The sequence below is a fragment of the Oceanobacillus piezotolerans genome, assembly GCF_003665065.1.
GTDB lineage: Bacteria > Bacillota > Bacilli > Bacillales > Amphibacillaceae > Oceanobacillus > Oceanobacillus piezotolerans.
Window position 1 is genome coordinate 334,615 of record NZ_RCHR01000002.1, and the last position, 21,723, is coordinate 356,337.

A 21,723-nucleotide genomic window follows, 5' to 3' on the forward strand; every position below is an offset into this window, starting at 1 on the left:
TTCCTTCATTATATCCTATTACGTCAAACTTCTCCACGTTTCTGCAAGTCCTTTTGCAATCGTTTCAATGATTTTCTCATTCCTGTCATAATGGAAATGGGATAACGGATTCCAACTCGATACGAACCCGCCTGTATTAATCTCGACGTCCTTTGTGACGGCTAAGGAATACGCCTCATTAATGCCTTTTAACGGAAACGCAAGAACATCATCCTTATCATAAAAGTTAATCCATTCTCCTTTTATATTTGGATAAAGGTGTTTTATCTTTGGGGAAGGAACTGTAATCGGTGCACCAAAATCAATATAACGTAAAGACCAAAGGGCCATCGGACTGCCAGTCGTGTAAAATAAAGTCAGCGTTTCGCATTTTTCAATTGGAGAATCGCCTGTGTATTGAATGGTCTCTAAACCGCGTTTATGTCGCCTAAACTGTAAGTCATAGAAATAATTGCTTGCTACAATGGTTCCTAAACTATAACTTATTACACATAATGGTGCGTCTGCACCTGCCTTTTCCCGAAGTCGATTCATGGCTTTTGCCACATAAGCATTTACTCTATCATAGCTTTGGTGATTGTCCGGGGTTGGCTGATATGCAACTGCATCAGCCAAAAATTCAATAACAAATCTTCGCATTCGTGGGAAATCTAAATCTGCCGATTGCTGCAACCGATTCCAAAGCTTTGCTTGCTCTTTCTCAAAAATGCTTGACCAAAATACAGGCTCAAAGGAAAAAATCCCTTCAACATCTTTCACTTTAAGCTTCTTTTGCAACGCTTTTGAAACTTGTTCAATCATTTCCGTTGCAAAATCCTTCTTTGGTGTTCCTGCACCATGAAATATAGCAACTGCAATCTTCTTAGACATTCCCCATCCCCCTTTTGCTTACTATGTTACTGGATAATAGAGGGAGCGAGAAGGGGTTATGGACCTATCTTAAGCAGAAAAAATCACATTAAACCCAGGACATTCACTAACCAATTGCTTAAGCGCCTTTCTTACATATATAAAAAGTTTACCTTTCATGCCAAAAAAGAAGACCCACAAATGTGAGCCTTCCTTCTCTTTAATCATTATGGTAAAACTGGTTCTTCCTGGGTTACACCAACTTCATGGTATGCATTATCCCTTAATGACCATTGGATTGTCCAGTCTGTCACACGTTCGTTAACAGGTACTACTTCTGCACGATATAGTGTAGGGAATACAGGAACTTCGTCTACCATTAATTGTTGCCATTCTTTATATACTTCTTGGCGATGTGCGACATCCATAGAAGCCTCAGATGCACCGTCTTCTAACAAACGATCATTTTCTTCACTTGCATAACGAGGATAATTATATCCTGCTGCACGGCCGTATAAACCATTTTGGTCTACGTCATAACCAGTTCCCCAAGCACCAGAATAAATATCAATACCTTCATCATCCGCTTCTACTCTATCATAGAATGTATTAAACTCAAGTAGACGTCCATCTACTAGCTCAACATTTAAGCCAACCTGTTTCCATGCTTGAATATAGTAGTTTGCAACCGGTTCAGCAGTATCATCACCAGACATAGCAGCAAAATTAATTACTAACTCTTCACCATCTGGATCTTCGCGTAACCCATCTCCATCTACATCCACATACCCAGCTTCATCCAGAATTTTATTTGCTTCATCTGGGTCGTAGCTAGGTGCTTCTACCGTTGCATCATGATAATCCGGGAATGCCGGAACAATTAAAGTTGTAGCAGCCCAACGCAAGCCTTGGTAAAACTGCTCTCCAACAGCATTGTTATCAACTGCATACCACATAGCTTTGCGCAGGTTGGCATCCGCCATCTTCGCATCTGGATCTGGTACGTTTTCTCCAGCCTCTGCATCCCATTTCCCTAATTTAAATCCGATGTATGAATAAGCTAAATCCGTTTGACCTAAGAATTCCACATTGCTTAAAGAATCAACAGCATCTGCGTATTGAGCTGTCGGGAATGGCTCCGCAACATCAATTTCACCTGTTTGTAATGCTTGAACAACTGTTTGCGGAGTTACAACCTTTAATGTAATTCCATCAAGTTTTGGTGCACCTAGCCAGTAATCTTCATTCGCTGTATAAGTGACAGACTCACCAGGAACGATTGATTCTACTTTAAAAGGTCCAAATCCAATTGGGTTTACACGAACGGCATCAGATTCTGCCATTTCCGCAACTGGAATATCTTTAAAAATATGTTTTGGTAGTGGGTCATCCCAAATACCACTCGCTAAAAGTGATGGATTTGCTTCTTTAAAAGTAATTTTAATGATTTTATCATCCACAATTTCAATACCAGAAATAGTATCTGCTTCACCCGCATTATATTCATCAATACCAACAACATTTTCAACAGCATAGTAGCGAATACCAGTATATTCCGGGTGACCAATAACTTCATATGCAAAAGCTAAATCTTCTGCTGTTACTGGCTGGCCGTCATGCCAGTTTACATTTTCACCGATCGTAAATGTAAACGTTGTTCCAGCTTCGTCTACCTCCCAAGTAGCTGCACCGTCCTGCGTATAGTTAAAGTTATTATCTACGGATAAAAGCCCCTCCGCGAAAAATTTCATAACTTGATAATCTGGATCACCTTCATAAAATACAGGATGTAATAAGCCTTCAAAAACTGTATCAGAAACCAACCCAAAGTTTAATGTACCACCATCAATTGCTTCTCCCGAATTGGTTTTGTCCACAGCAAAATCGTCGATAGAGACTAACCCATCTTCTGCAGATTTTTCATCCCCCGCATCTTTCTCTGTTCCTTCTTCTGTACCCTCTTCTGCTGGTTCATCCGCTGTCGTCTCTTCGTCAGAACCTCCACTACAAGCTGCTAATACAAGCAACAAAACAAGCATTAAAGCAAGTAGCCATTTACTTGTTTTCTTCATCTTTGTAACCTCCCTTTTAATCCTCTTTATTTTTTATTACGTCAGTTCCACTGACTATATATACAAACATCAAACCAAAGAACAATTGATGTAAGTACCAATTTCTCCATCTTTATCACTCTATGCAGCCTCACCACCTTCAAGCCTAATTTCCCGAATAATGAAAAGGGTAAATTTTCCAACAATTAGATTTCCAAGAGAGCCTGATCCTAACCTCTTCGCTGTCTTGAGTCAGTTGCCCGCCTTAGTGCCTCCCCAACATTTCTGACTAAAAGCATTAGTACGAGAATCAGTACAGCAGCTGGAACCCATATCCACCAACGGAATTCTAATGTTTGTGGATTGGTCGCATAGCTTAACAATGTCCCCAGACTTGGTGTACTCTCAGGAAAGCCAAAACCTAAGAATGATAGTCCTGATTCGATCCCTATATTAGCAGCAAGATTCAATGTCAATGTAACTATAATCAAGGAGCTAATATTCGGCATCACTTCTTTGAAAATAATCTTCGGATGGGATGTGCCTAATGTTTTTGAGGCTTGAACATAATCCAGTTCTTTTTCCTGCAGGGCCTTAGACCTTATCAATCTTGCTATCCCCATCCAGCTAAAAGCAGCAAAGATTAAACAGAAAGCAAGAATGGTGTACTTTGGTACGATTGAGACAAACACGATAACAAGCATGGTAAACGGCAAGACTTGGAAAAAGTCCAACACACGCATCATTGCATTATCTGTATGACCTCCGAAATAGCCAGCAATTAATCCAAAAGCGATTCCAAATATTCCACTGATCAATGTAACAGCAAATCCTATCGTCAAGGAATTTCTTGTTCCGATGATAAGTTGTCCAAATACATCTCGACCACCATAGTCGGTGCCTAGTATAAATTCTTCAGATGGAGGCTGATGAATAGCAAACAAGTCCACCTTCACAATCTCATCTTGGTCCAAGATAAAGGATACTCCATATACGAATATCATGATTAACAGCAATAAGATTAATGAAAATAGGGCCACCTTGTCTCTGACAAGCTCTCTCCAAAGAATCTTCAAACCAGATGGACTCTTCGTAGGGTCCTGTGTTTGGGCTTCGATTTGTTTCATTTCCATTTTTATCACCTCAGAGTCAAGCTGTGTCTAGTTCATGCTATTTACTTTTCGACGCAGTACTTTGTACTTTATTTAATGCGAATTCGTGGGTCCACAATACTTAGAATGATATCGGACAATAAAGCCCCAAATATTGCAGCAGCTCCGAATAATAATACCACCGCATTTACAACACTATAATCGCGCAGATTAATAGACTCTAAGAATAAAAGCCCCATCCCTGGATAAGCGAAAATTTGTTCAACGAAAAGGGTTCCTGTAATTAGAAATGAAATCTCATAACCAAAGAATGCAGCAATTGGCAACAAGGAATTTCGTAAAATATGCTTGTTATACACTCTTGATTCAGAAGCACCTTTTGCTCTAGCAGTAATAACAAACTCTCTTTGTTTTGTATCGACGATTTCACTTCTCAAATACTGAACAGTGGACACTGTTTGGATTAATGCCATCGACAATGCCGGCAATAATAAATGATTAAATTTACTTAAGATATATTCCATGGAGCCAGGTTGAAGTCCTGGCGCTACACTTCCACTTGTTGGGAACCATTGCAGCTGGTATCCAAATACAAAAAGCATAATAAGTGCAAAGATAAATAATGGAGTGGCAAAACCGATATAGGTGTAACCAGTAATCGATGAGTCTAGAATCGTATCATTGTATCTCCCACTGATAATCCCTAGAGGAATTGCAATAACATATGTAAATACTAATGTCATTACTCCTAGCAAGAATGAGTTCCATAAACGCTGCTCCAACAATTCGGTAACAGGCATCTTAAACCGAAACGATTCTCCAAAATCCCCCTGCACAACACCTGACACCCATTCCGCATATTTAACATGCCATGGAGCATTTAACCCTAGTTTCTCTCGAAGTTCTTCTTTCGCTTCAAAACTCAAATTTGGATCTACTAGACCTGTTAGTGCATCACCAGGCATTGCTTGCGCCATCAAAAAGATAATAAGGCTAAGTAAAATCAACTGCGGAAATGTAATAAGCAACCTTCTTACAACAAACTTCCACATAGATGATCACCCTCTCTCTGGTAAAGCAACAAGATGCGTATCGGATATTGATTGCAATCCATATGCCAAACCTTCATTATCAAAATAATTACTGTAGGAGGATTCATACTCTTTCTGAACCTGCCTGCGAAACTTAAACTGCTTCTCCCGGTTTCTCGGATCTATATCCGGAATTGCAGCTACCAAGCGTTTCGTATAAATATGCTGAGGGTTTTGAAAGATATCATATTTCGTGCCTTGCTCCACATATCTTCCTTTGTACATAATTGCAATTTCATCACACATGTGTTTCACTATTCCGAGGTCATGACTGATAAATAAATAAGTCAGACCGAGTTCTTTTTGGATATCCTGCATAAAGTTCAGTACCTGGGCTTGTACAGATACATCAAGAGCAGAAACCGGCTCGTCAGCAATAATCAGCTTCGGCTTTAATGCAATCGCTCTGGCAATTCCAATCCGCTGCCTTTGCCCACCGGAAAACTCGTGTGGATACTTCATGATGGATTCCGGACTTAATCCTACAAGCTCCAGCAGTTCTTGTACTCTTTTTTTCTCTTCTATCTTGGAAAGCCTTTCATAGTTTCTTAGTGGTTCAGCAATAATATCAATTACTCTTTTTCTCGGATTGAGAGAAGAATAAGGATCCTGAAAAATCATTTGCATATCTTTTCGCATATCTTTTGATTTGCTTTTTCTACTGGTGACATCCGCACCATTAAAGACAACTCTTCCTGAAGTAATCGTTTCCAATCCAATAATTCCACGACCTGTTGTCGTCTTTCCTGATCCAGATTCACCTACTAATCCGTACGTCTTGCCTTCTTCAATCGTAAAGGAAACTCCATCAACCGCTTTTATGAAGTCGACTGTACGGTTAAAAATTCCTGCTTTAACTGGAAAATAAACTTTTAAATCTTCAACCTCTAGGATTGCCATGGATGTGAACCTCCTTTGTTTCATCTGGGAAGTAGAAATGCTTATAACATGTACAACGAACAAAGTGTCCAGGTGCCACCTCGTGTAATTCAGGATTCTCTTCATGGTGAGAAGGATCAACCCATGGTATACGATGAGAAAAACGGCAGCCTTTTCTTGGTAAATTTTTTAATCCTGGCACAATCCCTTGGATAACATGGAGCTTGTCCTGCCCTTCAGCTGGAACAGAGTTAAGCAAGGAACGCGTATATGGATGCTTCGACTTTTCAAATAAAGTATGTACATCGGCTATTTCCACTATCTGACCTGCATACATAACAGCAACACGGTCAGCCATTTCCGCTACAACACCCAAATCATGAGTGATTAGGATAATTCCAGCATGCATTTCATTTTTCAATGTGCGAATTAAATCTAAAATTTGCGCTTGAATGGTTACGTCCAGTGCTGTAGTTGGCTCATCAGCAATTAATAGTTCAGGGCGATTGGCGATTGCGATTGCGATCACGACCCGCTGTCTCATCCCGCCTGACAGTTCATGCGGAAATTGCTCATAAACATAAACAGGCCTTGGAATTCCCACCATATTGAGTAACTCTATGACATGTTCTGTTCGTTCTTTATTTGACATATTGGGACGATGCAGAATAAGTGTCTCTGCAATTTGATCTCCTATTTTCATGAGAGGGTTTAAAGCAGTTAGAGGATCCTGGAAAATCATTGCCATTGCATCCCCGCGGATTTTATTTAAATGAGAGGGTTTACTATTTGCTATATTTTTACCTTTGAACACAATATTCCCTTCAATTTTTGCCCGATTATGAAGTCCCATCACAGAGAATGCAAGTGCACTCTTTCCAGAACCTGATTCACCTACAATCCCCAGTACCTCATTTTTATTTACAGTTATTGATACATCATCTACTGCCGCGTAATATTTATCTTCAATTCGGAATGATGTTTTGAGATTTTGCAATTCAAGTAGTTTGTTACTCACCGAAGTTCCCCCTAGTCTTTCTTCTAGTTCTATGTTTTTACTTCCTATAAAAATTCAATATATTTGCGGTAAATTATATTTTAATTATTTGGAAATTAAAATGTAATCAAAATTTAATAACTACTAATTTTATTTATAGGAATTATATGTTAAAATTATCTGAAAATCAATATGCTTTTGATAAATTTACAAAGTAGGATTAGTCATAATAAATAAATATTATTGAGAAATACGTGGTTTTTAAGGGTTTGGTTTGGAAAATATTATGATGCATTTATTCAATGAAGGCCTTATCCTTTTCTGTCGAATGAACTCGAGTTTTCTTCACTACGAAAAACGATAGAGTTAAGGAGCCTTTGTTAATGATAGTTCCAAAGAATTCTCCATTCCCCATCAACTTCTGTTGCATAAACAGATTGATAGATGGAAAAGTTACCATATTTACTCTTAAATCTCTGGGAAATGCTGACCTTGTAGGCTACGGGGATCACCGTACTTCCTTCCTCCATATACCAGTCCTCTACCTTGCTGATTTCATTGATTGAGTATGAAAAGGTAGATACACCAAAGTGATTAAAAAAGACATGTGGACGATCTTCTAAATACTCTCCTTTTGGAAACTTGTCCTGCATTAATGGGTGGAACATCTCCCATGACTCTGAAAATAATCCATTTTGTTCGTATTCGTAAAACTGATCAACAGCCTGCTCTGCCTGTCTTTTTTCTGAAAAAAACAAACTAGATAAAATGAAAATTAAGAGGGTAACCGCTGATAGGAAGATAATAAGTAAGAGGATCTTATTACTATTGCGCTGTTTCATTGAAACCAGCTCCTTTTGGGCTATCTTGGAGTGGATGCTCCAAAATTCTTTAGTTGCTATCAAGACATCTTATGAGAAAAGGAATGAATTTATGAAAAAGACCCATTATCTTTAAAAGATAATGGGGCTATTCTCGGGTCCAAAATTACTTTTATTATTTTTCAAATGCATAATAGCTTCTTAGTAGATAGGAGATCCACTTACATTGAGGATGGTGTCTTATATTCTCAAGTAACCCATTTAAAAGGGCAGGACTTAGTTTTGGATTGGATAAATCCTCCTTCAACAGAATGAGGGAGTCCTTTTCGATGGATTCTTCCATTTCCTGTAATTCTTGCTGAATCAATGTACAGATTTCATCTTTTGAATAATTCTCACAGGACGGTTTATTCATAAGCTGGGAAATCTTTTTTGTAATAACTGGGATGGTCGTATGGGCAGCTATTAAATCGGTTTTCTCAACAAGTGATTGACACAGCCTGTTCATATCTACCGGTATATCCATTGAAAAAAACAGATCGGCATACAATTTCATAAAACCCTGTATACAGTAAGCCAAATCATATTTATTATCTTCCACTTTATCTCCATAATAGCGATCTACCAGTTTAAAAACAGTCCTATCGAACAGTTGCTGATATTCTTCCAATTTAATGATGAATTCCTTGGAAATATAGAAGTTTTGCTGCTTAACGAAGATTTTTGCAAAATTGGAATGCTCGTTAAAAAAGTTTAAAATGCTAAGATAAAATTCGTACAGTAAATTTTCCTTTTCACGATTATTGACTACATAGTCAATATCGGATATAAAACGTTTTATAAAGTCATCCAACACAGTGAGTATCAATTCATCCTTAGACTTGAAGGATAAATAAAATGCCCCCTTAGATATTCCGCACTTGTCAGTAATTTGCTGTACAGATGTAGCATCAATCCCTTGCTCTGCAAACAACTCTAAGGCTTGCTCCATAATTAGCTGTTTTTTCATCAATTTCTTCATCTACCTCCGCTAATTCCATTGACAATTGACTCAGTAGTCATTAGTATAAATAATTGGGTTAACCAAGTCAATTAAAGAAGGTGTAAAGATGAGAGGTATTGTAAACTTTGTCCTTAAAAATAAGCTGGCAGTTTGGCTCCTCACCATTATTATCACTGTCACAGGTATTTATTCAGGGACACAAATGAAAACAGAATCCATACCAGATATTTCCATTCCATATTTAATGGTAACGGGTGTCTACCCAGGAGCGACTCCAGAACAGGTAATGGATGAAGTTTCCATACCGATAGAACAAGCGGTGGAAGGTCTTGAAGACGTCAAAGCTGTCTATTCGAACTCCTCATCCAGTGTGTCGAGCATTCAAGTTGAATATGACTACGGAATAGATATGGATGAGAAAAAACGTGAACTAGAAGCTGCACTTGATAATGTAACCTTACCAGAAGATGTAGAAGAGCCAAACATTTCTAGCATCAGTATGAATATGATGCCAGTTATTGCTTTAAGTGTCAGCAGTACAACAGAAGATATCGTGGAACTCACTTCCACAGTAAATGACAATCTGCTGCCTAAAATACAGAAATTAGATGGTGTTGCTTCTGCCACCATTACAGGACAGCATATTGAAGAAGTACAGTTAACATACAATGAAGAACGCATGGCTGAATTAGGTCTTACAGAAGACTCTGTCAAAGAATTCATTCAAGCCAGCAATATGGCTGTTTCCTTAGGTCTTTATGAGTTTGAAGCAGGAGAACAAGCTGTTTCAGTAGATGGCAAGTTCATGACAGAAGATGAACTTAAGGAAATGATTATTCCTGTAACTCCATCCGAATCGAATCCAACTCCATTCGTAACCTTAGGTGATATTGCTGCCATCGAAACAGTGGGCAGCGTAGAATCTGTTTCACGTACAAATGGCGAAGATGCAATTGCGATTCAAATCGTTAAAGGTCAACAGGATAATACCGTAGATGTTGTAAATGAAGTAAAAGATTTAATTGCGGAAGAAGAAGAAAATATGGAAGGCCTTGTCGTTGATGTTACTCTAGATCAAGGTGAACCAATACAAGAATCAGTCAACACGATGATAGAAAAAGCATTATTTGGTGGATTAATTGCTATTTTGATTATCCTTCTATTCTTACGTGACTTTAAATCAACCATTATTTCTATCATTTCTATTCCAGTATCCATTTTCATGGCACTAATGATTTTGAACTGGCTTGATATTACACTAAATATCATGACACTAGGTGCAATCACCGTTGCAATCGGTCGTGTTATTGATGACTCTATCGTTGTTGTGGAAAATATTTATAGACGTTTGCACCTGAAAGAGGAGAAACTCTCAGGGCGTGCATTGATTCGTGAAGCAACGATTGAAATGTTTAAGCCGATTCTATCATCCACATTAGTTACGGTAGCAGTATTTGCACCGCTCATTTTTGTCGGAGGTATGGTTGGGGAACTATTTATGCCATTTGCATTAACAATGACCTTTGCTTTAGTTGCATCCTTAATCGTCGCAATTACAATCGTTCCAGCTCTATCTCACTTCCTATTTAAGAAGAAACTTTACAGTGAGAAAACGGAACGTATTCATAAAGAACATGGAAAGCTTTCCAAGAGCTACAAAAATATTCTTAACTGGACATTAAACCATAAAGTAATCACTTCCATAGTAGCCATTGTTCTATTGGTAGGAAGCTTAGCACTGACACCATTAATCGGATTCAGCTTCCTTGGAAGTGAAGAAGAAAAGGTTATGTATTTAACCTACACACCGGGGACAGGTGAATTAGAGGAAGAAACCTTAGAAAACGTTTCTGTTGTAGAAGATGAATTGATGAAACGTGAGGATATTGATATTGTTCAATTATCCGTAAATGATTCGACTGACACCTCTGCTATGATGATGGGAGGATCTCCAGGCGGTGCATTGATGTATGTTATTTTTGATCCTGAAATGGAAAACTTCCCAGAAGCACGAGATGAGATTAAGGAATATGTAACAAATCTTGACCAATCAGGTGAATGGAAAAACCAAGATTTCTCTTCAATGGGTGCTTCTTCAAATGAAGTCAGCTATACATTCTATAGTGAAGACTTAGATAGTTTAAAAGAAGCTGTTAACATGGTAGAAGAGGAAATGAACGCGATTGACAGTTTAGAAGACGTCTCATCAAGTGAAGAAGATGCATATGTGGAACATGTTCTTCATATTGATCAGCAAGAACTGATCCAGTACGGGTTGACAACTGGGCAAATCATAGCCAAGTTAAGTACACCATCTTCCCAAGAAACCATTACAACGGTTGAAAAAGATGGAGAAACAATCGATGTTATTGTTCAACAAGAACAGACAGAACAACCAGCGTCCATGGATGAATTATTGGAAATGGAAATAGATATTCCAGCTGCACCAGGGACTACCATGACCCTTTCTGAACTAGTGACAGTGGAAGAAAATACAACATTAAACACATTATCACGAAGCAACGATGAATATTATGCAACAGTTTCAGGAACAAACACAGAAGCAGATATTTCCAAAGTGACAGCAGAAGTTGATGCTGCCATTGATGATTTGGATCTACCAAGTGGAGTCACTGTAGGTGTTGCTGGTGTTGCATCAGATATGCAAGAAACGTTTACACAGCTTGGGCTAGCGATACTTGCAGCGATTGCCATTGTTTACTTCATTCTCGTTGTAACATTTGGCGAGGGACTTGCACCATTTGCCATCCTATTCTCTCTGCCATTTACGATTATTGGTGCATTTATTGGACTCTTGATTGCCGGTGAAACCATCTCTGTATCTGTTATGATGGGGATGCTTATGTTAATTGGTATCGTTGTAACAAATGCTATTGTTCTCGTGGATAGGATTATCCGTATGGAGCGTGATGGGCTAACATTGCGTGAAGCAATTCTTGAAGCCGGAGCAACTCGCCTGCGACCAATTCTAATGACAGCAATCGCAACTATTGGGGCATTAATTCCATTAGCAATCGGATCAGGTGGCGGTGGGTTAGTTTCTAAAGGGCTAGGGATTACCGTTATCGGAGGTCTCGCAAGTTCCACCCTATTAACATTAATTATTGTACCGCTTGTATATGAATTGTTATCCAAACTATTTAAGAAAAACCGTAGAGAAATACAAGAAAATTAAACGAAAAAACCGTACAGGACCGAGTGTTCCTGTATGGTTTTTTTGTACCTGTTATCCATAAAAGTCACCCCAACATCTATCCACTAGACCTATGGTTCATCACTAAAAAAATCGGGACTCTTATGTTCTTAATTGCTTTTCAACCAGTAAAAGATGCCAACACCTTAAATTAAGATGTTGGCTGACTTTCATTTCTCGACAAGAGGATGTCATAACCCCCCTCTACTGGGGACTATAAAGCAATTTTTTCTTTATGTTCCAGCCTATTTGCCATTTCTTGAATCTTCGCCATAATACCGATATCCAGATTTCCTCCACTGACAATAATGCCACAATGTCTGGAGGGAATTTGATCATTGTGTGCAAATAGTGCGGCTAAAGCGGCCGCTCCTGCACCCTCCATTAATGTCTTATTCCGCTCCAGCATATAAACAATGGCCGATGCGATTTCATTATCTGTAACAGTTACAACATCATCTACGTAATTGCGGATAATAGGTAGCGTTTTTTCACCAGGTGTTTTCACTGCAATTCCTTCAGCAATCGTAGAGACCGAATCCACTGTCTGTAATGTATGGCTATGAAAACTATTATACATCGCTGGTGCCCCAGCTGCTTGTACGCCTATAATCCTAATATTCCGATTGACATGCTTGGCTGCTACTGCGATTCCACTTATTAAGCCACCGCCACCAATGGGTACAATAATGGTATCAAGACGATCTTCCTGCCTTAACATTTCCATCACCATCGTACCCTGACCTGTCATCACCTCAATATCATCGAAAGGATGCACGTATTCTGCACCAGTGTGCTTCTGATGATCGATGGATGCTTCCAGTGCTTCTTGAAAGCTCTCCCCAGTAAGTATAACCTCCGCACCATAATTTCTTGTTGCATTCACTTTTGCCAATGGTGTTCCTTCTGGCATGAAGATAGATGCCTTGGCACCTAACTTCTTGGCTGCAAGTGCCACTCCCTGTGCGTGGTTACCTGCTGATGCTGTGATTACGCCTTTTGAAAGCTGGTCTCTTGATAGCTGCATTAGCTTGTAGCTTGCTCCTCGAAACTTGAATGCACCTGTTTTCTGCTGGTTTTCCATTTTAAAATAAACATGTTTTCCTACTAAATTGTCTGTTGTTGTTGATGTAAGTAATGGTGTACGGTGCACAATGTGTGAAAGCCGCTTCCATGCTTTGTGTACTAAATCACCAGTTAAGCAATCCCCAAGATTGTCACTCCCCTTAATTTAGGCTAATTTCGAATTCTCGTATTCTTCGATTCGATCTTTTAACTGAAGTGTTAACGCAATATCATCCCATCCGTTAAGTAGCTTCTCTTTATGATATGCAGGGATATCGAATGTCACTACAGTTCCTTCGTCGTCTGTAATTTCTTGTTTTTCTAAATTTACTTTCAGTATAAATGTACCATCTTCTGCTTGGTTCATCCATTCTGAAATTTGTTTTTCATCCATTTTAATAAGTAGCATCCCATTCTTTAATGCATTATTATAGAAAATATCTGCAAAACTAGGTGCTATAATTACTTTGAAGCCATAATCTAATAGAGACCATGGAGCATGCTCACGAGAGGAGCCGCAACCGAAGTTTTCTCCCGCTAAAAGAACAGAACTTCCTTCAAAACGCGGATGATTTAATTCAAAATCATCTCTTAATCCTCCATCATTATCAAATCGCCAGTTGTAGAACAGAAATTGACCAAAACCCGTTCTTTCAATCCGTTTCAAGAATTGCTTCGGGATAATTTGATCTGTATCAATGTTGGTCCGATTTAAAGGAAATACTTTTCCTTTGTGTTTGTTTATTGCCTCCATTTTTGTCCACCTCCTAGTTTAAAACACCAGCAGTAAATTTACGAACATCGACAAATCGTCCTTCAATCGCTGCTGCTGCTGCCATTTCCGGGCTGACAAGATGGGTACGAGCACCATTTCCCTGTCTTCCTTCAAAATTACGATTAGAAGTAGATGCACAGCGTCCGCCCGGCGGTACAATATCATCATTCATTCCGAGACACATGCTGCATCCGGAATCTCGCCACTCAAAGCCTGCATCTGTAAATACTTTGTCAATTCCCAGCTTTTCAGCTTCTAATTTCACACTGAACGAGCCTGGTACAACAATGGCCTTTACACCATACTTCACGCGTTTCCCGTCTACAATCGCAGCTGCCTTTTGTAAGTCACTAAGTCGTGAGTTCGTACAAGAGCCAATGAATACATGATCAATATCAATTGAAGTGATTGGCTGCTTTTCCTCTAGACCCATATATTCCAATGCACGCCTTACATCCTCTTTATGTTCTACTTCATCTAAACTTGGCGTAGTTCCACCAATAGGAACACACATACTTGGATTTGTCCCCCAAGATACTTGCGGCTCAACCTCAGCAGCATTAATCACAACTGTCTCATCATATTCTGCACCTTCATCGGTAGCTAAAGCCAACCATTCCTTTGCTGCTTTCTCAAAAGCTTCCCCTTTAGGCACATATTCTCTACCACGCAAGTACTCTACTGTCGTTTCATCTGGGCTTATAAGACCTGCTCTAGCTCCTGCTTCAATCGACATATTACATATCGTCATACGGCCTTCCATTGATAACTGGTGAACCGCATCTCCTGTATATTCCATAACATAACCCGTTCCAAAACGAACACCAAATTTAGCAATGATTGCTAGAATCAAGTCTTTTGCCGTGACACCAGGCCCTAAGTCTCCCTCGACTTTAACATTTAGCGTTTTCGGTCGTTCTTGCCAAATCGTTTGTGTAGCAAGGACATGCTCTACTTCACTTGTTCCAATACCAAAGGCAAGGGCCCCAAATGCTCCATGTGTTGATGTATGGCTATCCCCACAGACAATGGTTTTACCCGGCTGTGTTAACCCAAGCTGTGGGCCAATAACATGGACTATCCCCTGATCCGGATGGAAAATATCAGCAAGTTTAATCCCAAATTCCTTACAGTTTTCCCGTAAGGTTTCCATTTGTTTTCTAGCAATCTCGTCTTTAACATTATCTCTATTTTTCGTCGGTACATTGTGGTCCATTGTGGCATAGGTAAGATCTGGTCGGCGTACCTTGCGCCCAGATAACCTTAACCCTTCAAATGCCTGAGGAGATGTCACTTCATGTACCAAATGTTGGTCAATATAAAGTAAATCTGGTTTACCTTCTTCTTGGTGTACTACATGCTTTTCCCATATCTTTTCTATAATTGTTTTTGGCTTTCCCATATTTCCCATCCTCCTCACACATACGTATTACAAATACTGTCTGAAATGCTTTTTGCAGTAAGGTTTTCCAAAACCTTATCCGTCATTTCCTTCGTACCTACTTGAATTCCATCTTTGATTCGTAAGTCTGCTGTGTGATAGCCTTGTTCCAGACATTCATTAACTGCTTTTTCAATTTCACTTGCTTCTTCTTCCATTCCAAAGGAAAATCGTAGCATAAGTGCTGCCGAAAGAATCATTCCTAATGGATTAGCAATTCCTTTCCCCGCTATATCTGGAGCAGTACCATGAACTGGCTCATATAAACCGACACCATCCGATCGAACACTTGCAGATGGAAGCATTCCAAGCGATCCAGTTAATACAGATGCCTCATCACTTAAAATATCACCAAATAGATTTTCCGTAACAATGACATCAAATGCGCTTGGATTCGTAATGAGCTTCATCGCACAGGCATCTACAAGCATATGCTCTACCGTTACATCTGGATAATCTTTTGCTTTTTCCTCTACCACTTCACGCCATAATCTGCTAGATTCTAAAACATTTGCTTTATCAACAGAGGTCAGATGTTTATTACGGATTCTCGCACTTTCAAAAGCTTTATCAATGATTCGCTCCATCTCTTCTCTTGTATAGGAAAGTGTATCAACTACCGCATTCCCATTATCCCTACGTTCACTTGGCTGACCAAAGTACAATCCTCCAGTTAACTCACGGATAATGAGAATGTCGCTGTCCTGAATAATCTCTTCCTTTATTGGTGATGCATGAAGCAAAGCCTGAAATCCTTTGACAGGACGTAGGTTAGCAAACAATCCTAATGTTTTACGGATTCCAAGAAGCCCTCTTTCAGGGCGAAGATGAACGGCTACTTGGTCCCACTTTGGTCCACCAACAGCTCCTAATAAAATGGCATCTGCATTCTGACAAGCCTGAATCGTTTCCTCAGGCAATGGTGTTCCATACTGATCAATAGCATCTCCACCAATCGCATGCTGATGGAATGTGAACGAATGACCATATTCATGTGCAACTGCCTGTAATACCACTTTTGCAGAATCCATTATTTCTCTGCCAATTCCATCACCAGGAAGCAATATTATCTGTTTATTCAACGTACATGACCTCCCTTTCTTAGGTTAGAAGATAGAGGAAGAAGTTGACTAATCCATCTTCTTCCATCATTTTGCTTTTTTAATTCTTATTGTTTTACCACTTCTTTTGGTTTCACAGATTGTTTTGTGATGATATAACGATTAACCGCATTTAAGTATGCGTTAGCTGATGCTTCCAGTACATCCTGTGCTGAGCCTCTTCCATTCATTGCCTCTCCATTTACAGATAACTGTACATGGGATTCAGCAAGCGCATCTTTACCACCACCAACAGAGTTTAACTGATAATCTAATAGTTTTAATTCTTCCTCAATCAATGTGCTCAAAGTGTTGTAAAGTGCTTCTACACTACCCTTACCAGTACATGCCGTTTGCAATGTTTTCCCCTGTGGTGTTACCAATGACACGGTTGCTGTTGGGATGGTTGCCTGACCGTATTGTACTTGGAAAGACTTAAGCTCATATTTACTAACAGCCTGTGCTTCTGTCTTAATTTCCATCACAATTGTATAGATGTCATCGTCAGTAACTTCTTTCTTATGATCTGTTAATTGTTTAAAGCGTTGGAATGCTTCTTTTAATTGATCATCTGTTAATTCAATCCCAAAGCTTTCTACTTTATCTTTGAAGGCATGTCGACCAGAATGCTTACCTAGGAATAATGTATTGGAATTCACCCCTACTAATTCAGGAGTGATAATTTCATAGGTTTCCGTATTTTTCAATACACCATCTTGGTGGATACCAGACTCATGGGCAAAAGCATTACGACCAATAATTGCTTTGTTTGCCTGCACATACATCCCTGTCAGTTTGGAAATTAAATCACTGGAACGTTTGATTTCATCTAGTTTTAGACCTGTATCATATTGGTAATAATCGGAGCGGATCTTTAATGCAACTGCAACTTCTTCGAGTGCTGCATTTCCAGCACGCTCCCCTATTCCGTTAATTGTTCCTTCTACTTGTGTTACGCCGTTTTCTACTGCGGCAATAGAATTAGCTACAGCCATACCAAGATCATCATGACAATGGCAAGAAAGACTCACGCGATCAATATTCGGCACCGTTTCGCGAATGAAGTGGAACATCTTTCCATATTCTGCAGGTGTCGTGTACCCTACCGTATCTGGTAGGTTAATCACCGTCGCCCCCGCATCAATTACCTTTTCTATAATTTGCGCTAAGAAATTCCAATCTGAACGGGTTGCATCCTCTGCAGACCATTCAATTTGCGGAAATCTCTGTTTCGCATAGGAGACCATGTTTACCGATTGTTCGATTACTTGCTCCGGTGTTATCTTTAATTTATAGGTCATATGGATTGGAGATGTGGCTAAGAACAAATGTAATCTTGGCTCTGCTGCCCCCTTTAATGCCTCCCATGCAGTATCGATATCGCCTTTTGTTGTTCTGGCTAAACCTGTAACAGAAGTATCTTTAATAGTATCAGCGATTAATTTTACTGCCTGGAAATCTCCTTTGGAGGAAGCAGGAAATCCTGCCTCCATAATATCCACACCTAAACGTTCAAGCTGTTTTGCAATTTCTAATTTCTCAAGCTTATTAAGATTGACACCTGGTGATTGCTCTCCATCCCGGAGCGTTGTATCGAAAATCTTAATTCGTGACATGGACATTCCCTTCCTTTTCTTTGTTTTCAATTGGGTTTTTCACAAATGGCATCAAAGCGCGTAATTCTTTCCCTACTGCTGTGATTGGATGATTATATTCTGCATTGTTAATCGCATTAAATTGAGGGCGATTCGCTTGGTTTTCTAAAATCCAGCCATGAGCAAATTTACCAGTTTGGATATCTGTTAATACATCTTTCATACGTGCTTTTGTCTCTTCATTGATGACACGTGGTCCAGATACAAAGTCACCCCATTGTGCGGTATCAGAGATAGAGTAACGCATGTTTTCTAATCCACCTTCATACATTAAGTCAACGATTAACTTCAACTCATGCAAGCACTCAAAGTAAGCTACTTCTGGTTGGTATCCTGCTTCTGTTAATGTTTCGAATCCTGCTTTTACAAGACTTGTTAACCCTCCACAAAGAACAGCCTGTTCTCCAAATAGATCTGTTTCTGTTTCTTCTTGGAAAGATGTTTGTAATACACCTGCTCGTGCTGCACCAATTCCTTCTGCATATGCCAAAGCAATTGCTTTCGCATCTCCTGTTACGTCTTGGTGGATACCATATAATGCTGGTACACCTGCCCCTTCTTCATACGTTCTTCTAACTAAATGGCCAGGTCCTTTCGGAGCAACTAAGAAAACATCCACATTTTCTGGAGGAACAACTTGATTGAAATGAATGTTAAATCCATGGGCAAATGCCAATGCACTTCCTGCCTTTAAGTTTGGTTTAATGCTCTCTTCATAGACTTGTGGCTGTCTTTCGTCTGGTAATAGAACCATCACTACGTCTGCTGTACTTACTGCTTCTGCCACCGTATAAGCCTCGAACCCATCTTCAACAGCTTGCTGCTGTGATTTCCCAGGTCTTAAGCCGACAACTACGTCATAGCCACTATCTCTTAAGTTTTTTGCATGCGCATGCCCTTGTGAGCCATATCCAATGATTGCAATCTTTTTATTTTGTAAAACCTCTTTTTGAATATCGTTTTCGTATAATACTTTTGCCATATTTAATCTTCCTCTCTTTTTTCAATATATATTTTTTTATATAGTCTAGGTTTACTAGATTAATAACGTATTTACTTCATGTAAGGGTTGTGGCTGCTGTCCTCTTAAGAAAGCTGTAACCCCTGTTCTGGATAGCTCCTTGATGCCATATGGCCTAAGTAGTGAAATCAAGGCATCTACCTTATCTGGCTTTCCTGTTACCTGGATAATAAGACTGTCCCGACTTACATCGATGACAGAGGCACGGAACGGTGTGATCACACCTTGGATCTCGTTACGGTTCTGTCCAGTGCTGCCTACTTTGATCAAGGCCAGCTCCCTTGCTACCATCGCTTTATCCGTTATGTCAGAGACTTTTAGGACATCTATTTGTTTGTTTAATTGCTTCGTTAATTGTTCAAGCTTTTGACTATCACTGATTTCTACTACAAACGTCATTTTAGAAATTCCTTCTGTTTCTGATGTTCCTACTGAAATACTTTCAATATTAAATCCCCGTTTAGATAGCATACCGGTAATACGATTTAATACACCGCTTCGGTTTTGTACGGTTGCTGTTATAATGCGTCTCATTTTGTCACCCCAATCATTTCATGATTCCCTTTGCCTGGTGCCACCATTGGATAGACGCATTCCCGCTTCACAACTCGGCAGTCAACAAGTACAGGACCATCATATGAAAAGGCTTCTCTTAAAACAGCAGGCACTTCAGCCTCTTTATCTACTCTCATCCCTTTGACTCCATAACTTTCCGCAAGTTTGACAAAATCGGGATTTTCAGACAATAGAGATTCTGAATAACGCTCTTCATAGAATGTCTCCTGCCATTGTCTTACCATTCCAAGTGCTTCATTGTTAACAATAATAATTTTAACTGGAAGCTTACGTTGATAAATAACCGATAGTTCCTGTAGTGTCATCTGGAATCCACCATCTCCAACAATCGCCACTACTTGACTGTCCGGCGCACCTAGTTGCGCTCCAATAGCAGCTGGGAAACCGAATCCCATCGTACCTAGTCCACCTGAGGTGACCCATTTATTTGGTTTATCAAACTTATAGAATTGAGCTGCCCACATTTGATGCTGCCCTACATCTGTTGTTATAATAGCTTCTCCATTTGTTTCTTCATAGATTTGCTGTATTAGCCACTGAGGTGAAATTTCACTTGATGACCGCTCATACCAAAGTGGATAAGTTTCTTTGTTTGTATTTATTTTTTCTAACCACGACTTATGATCTGGATCCTCTGCATCTTCCAGCAGCAAAGCCTTTAGTGCTGCTTTGGCATCTGCTACAACTGGAATGTTTGTTTTGATATTTTTCCCAATTTCGGCGGGATCAATATCGATGTGTGCTACTTTCGCATTAGGGGCAAAATGCTTAATGGCTCCTGTTAAGCGGTCATCAAATCTTGCTCCTATGTTTATTAGCAAATCACTTTCATAAATGGCCATATTGGCTGCGTAGGTTCCATGCATACCAGCCATTCCTAATGAAAGGGAATGATTACCAGGAAAGCTTCCTAACCCTAGCAGGGTGGTTGTTACTGGAAGCTGATACTTCTCAGCAAATGCTTTTAATTCTTCTGTAGCACCTGCAAATAATACACCAGCTCCTGCAAGTAGTAGTGGTCGCTTTGCACGACGCAAGGATTCACTTAATTTTTTTATTTGTAATGGATTCGGGTTAACTGTTGGCTGATATCCTGGCAAATAAAAATCAGTTTCAAAGTCCCCAACCGTTAATTCCTGTGAAATATTTTTTGGTATATCAACCACAACTGGACCAGGACGACCTGTCTCGGCAATATGAAATGCCTCTTTTACTATTCTTGGTAAATCAGCAATGTTCGTCACTTGGTAGTTATACTTCGTAATTGGAGTCGTAATCCCAATGATATCCGCCTCTTGAAAAGCATCCGTCCCGATAACATTCGTACCAACCTGACCAGTAAAGATTACGATTGGCAAAGAATCCATCATTGCATCTGTTATCCCTGTGATTAAATTCGTTGCTCCAGGTCCTGAAGTAGCGATTACCACCCCTGCTCTTCCAGTTACCCTTGCATATCCTTCTGCAGCATGGATTATTCCTTGTTCATGCCGACAGAGAATGTGCTCAAATTTAGCATTACTGCGATAAAGTGCATCATAGATAGGTAAAACAGCTCCTCCTGGATAACCGAAAACTGTATCTACTCCCTCGTTCACCAAAGCTTGAATAAATACATCAGCACCAGTTACAACTTTTCTGTCAACAACATCTTTCGGCTTTGCCTCAACTTTCACTACTACTTACCTCCCTAATAATCATCAGTAAATATTCTCTTCTTAGCTAAAATTTTTCTTTTCAGCATGAAAAAAAGCCCTTTTCTCCCTAAACAAACTGCACAATTGCAGAAAATATTGGGGAGAAAAGAGCATCTTTTCACGGTACCACCCAGCTTTATAGCATCCTCGCGAATACTACCTCAGAGACTGAAAATACAGTCTATTTTTGATAACAGGTATTGTGAGATACCTGACCAAGCCTACTTAACCCTTTCAGCTTGGCACTCAGGGATGAGATGAAAACAATGTGCAATTCTAGGCTTCCAGCAACCCTAGATCTCTGTAATTACACGAGCTTTGCTTCCGTTTCCCGTCATCGAGTTCTTTATATTAAAATAACTTACTATTTTTATAA

The 21,723-nt window shown here is 39.6% G+C and carries 17 protein-coding genes; 1 reads left to right on the forward strand and 16 read right to left on the reverse strand.

The genetic code is table 11. The features are described from left to right. Positions 1-18 precede the first annotated feature (18 nt). From D8M04_RS06000 to D8M04_RS06035, 8 genes are all read right to left on the reverse strand, one after another. Positions 19-870 (reverse strand): chemotaxis protein, encoded by an 852-nt coding sequence (locus tag D8M04_RS06000; protein ID WP_121522005.1) that lies wholly within the window; start codon positions 868-870, stop codon positions 19-21. A 206-nt stretch (positions 871-1,076) separates the two neighbouring features. Further along, positions 1,077-2,921, reverse strand: coding sequence for an oligopeptide ABC transporter substrate-binding protein (gene opp4A / locus D8M04_RS06005; RefSeq protein ID WP_121522006.1), 1,845 nt, complete (start codon positions 2,919-2,921; stop codon positions 1,077-1,079). Positions 2,922-3,130: 209 nt separating this feature from the next. Beyond that, positions 3,131-4,033, reverse strand: a complete 903-nt coding sequence (locus tag D8M04_RS06010; RefSeq protein WP_121522007.1) for an ABC transporter permease — start codon at positions 4,031-4,033, stop codon at positions 3,131-3,133. A gap of 68 nt (positions 4,034-4,101) precedes the next feature. After that, positions 4,102-5,064: an oligopeptide ABC transporter permease gene (gene opp4B, locus D8M04_RS06015; protein WP_121522008.1), complete on the reverse strand. Its 963-nt coding sequence runs from the start codon at positions 5,062-5,064 to the stop codon at positions 4,102-4,104. 6 nt (positions 5,065-5,070) lie between these two features. Next, positions 5,071-6,003 (reverse strand): ABC transporter ATP-binding protein, encoded by a 933-nt coding sequence (locus tag D8M04_RS06020; protein ID WP_121522009.1) that lies wholly within the window; start codon positions 6,001-6,003, stop codon positions 5,071-5,073. Further along, positions 5,984-7,000, reverse strand: coding sequence for an ABC transporter ATP-binding protein (locus tag D8M04_RS06025; protein WP_121522010.1), 1,017 nt, complete (start codon positions 6,998-7,000; stop codon positions 5,984-5,986). Before D8M04_RS06025 ends, D8M04_RS06020 begins: the two co-directional genes overlap by 20 nt. A 359-nt stretch (positions 7,001-7,359) precedes the next feature. Then, positions 7,360-7,821: a hypothetical protein gene (locus D8M04_RS06030; protein WP_121522011.1), complete on the reverse strand. Its 462-nt coding sequence runs from the start codon at positions 7,819-7,821 to the stop codon at positions 7,360-7,362. A gap of 154 nt (positions 7,822-7,975) precedes the next feature. After that, positions 7,976-8,821: a TetR/AcrR family transcriptional regulator gene (locus tag D8M04_RS06035; protein ID WP_342772631.1), complete on the reverse strand. Its 846-nt coding sequence runs from the start codon at positions 8,819-8,821 to the stop codon at positions 7,976-7,978. Between the two features lie 88 nt (positions 8,822-8,909). On the opposite strand from D8M04_RS06035, the gene D8M04_RS06040 reads away from it, so the two are divergent. Next, positions 8,910-11,999 (forward strand): efflux RND transporter permease subunit, encoded by a 3,090-nt coding sequence (locus D8M04_RS06040; protein ID WP_121522012.1) that lies wholly within the window; start codon positions 8,910-8,912, stop codon positions 11,997-11,999. 232 nt (positions 12,000-12,231) lie between these two features. Here the strand turns inward: D8M04_RS06040 and ilvA are convergent, their stop codons facing one another. The 8 genes from ilvA to ilvB all read right to left on the reverse strand — a co-directional run bounded on the left by ilvA (position 12,232) and on the right by ilvB (position 21,326). Beyond that, a complete protein-coding gene (gene ilvA / locus D8M04_RS20155) occupies positions 12,232-13,170 on the reverse strand; it encodes a threonine ammonia-lyase (RefSeq protein ID WP_246001134.1) in 939 nt (312 codons plus the stop codon). 78 nt (positions 13,171-13,248) lie between these two features. Continuing rightward, positions 13,249-13,836 carry a 3-isopropylmalate dehydratase small subunit gene (gene leuD, locus D8M04_RS20160; RefSeq protein ID WP_187695412.1) on the reverse strand — a complete coding sequence of 196 codons (588 nt, stop codon included), beginning with the start codon at positions 13,834-13,836 and terminating at the stop codon, positions 13,249-13,251. A gap of 13 nt (positions 13,837-13,849) precedes the next feature. Further along, positions 13,850-15,259: a 3-isopropylmalate dehydratase large subunit gene (gene leuC, locus D8M04_RS06050; protein WP_121522013.1), complete on the reverse strand. Its 1,410-nt coding sequence runs from the start codon at positions 15,257-15,259 to the stop codon at positions 13,850-13,852. 14 nt (positions 15,260-15,273) lie between these two features. Continuing rightward, positions 15,274-16,380 (reverse strand): 3-isopropylmalate dehydrogenase, encoded by a 1,107-nt coding sequence (leuB, locus tag D8M04_RS06055; protein ID WP_121522014.1) that lies wholly within the window; start codon positions 16,378-16,380, stop codon positions 15,274-15,276. Positions 16,381-16,466: 86 nt separating this feature from the next. Further along, positions 16,467-18,014: a 2-isopropylmalate synthase gene (locus D8M04_RS06060; protein ID WP_246001135.1), complete on the reverse strand. Its 1,548-nt coding sequence runs from the start codon at positions 18,012-18,014 to the stop codon at positions 16,467-16,469. Beyond that, positions 18,001-19,035 (reverse strand): ketol-acid reductoisomerase, encoded by a 1,035-nt coding sequence (ilvC, locus tag D8M04_RS06065; protein ID WP_121522016.1) that lies wholly within the window; start codon positions 19,033-19,035, stop codon positions 18,001-18,003. The genes D8M04_RS06060 and ilvC overlap by 14 nt, the downstream gene beginning before the upstream one ends. A gap of 54 nt (positions 19,036-19,089) precedes the next feature. Next, positions 19,090-19,608 carry an acetolactate synthase small subunit gene (gene ilvN, locus D8M04_RS06070; protein WP_121522017.1) on the reverse strand — a complete coding sequence of 173 codons (519 nt, stop codon included), beginning with the start codon at positions 19,606-19,608 and terminating at the stop codon, positions 19,090-19,092. Then, positions 19,605-21,326 (reverse strand): biosynthetic-type acetolactate synthase large subunit, encoded by a 1,722-nt coding sequence (ilvB, locus tag D8M04_RS06075; protein WP_121522018.1) that lies wholly within the window; start codon positions 21,324-21,326, stop codon positions 19,605-19,607. The genes ilvN and ilvB overlap by 4 nt, the downstream gene beginning before the upstream one ends. Positions 21,327-21,723 lie beyond the last annotated feature (397 nt).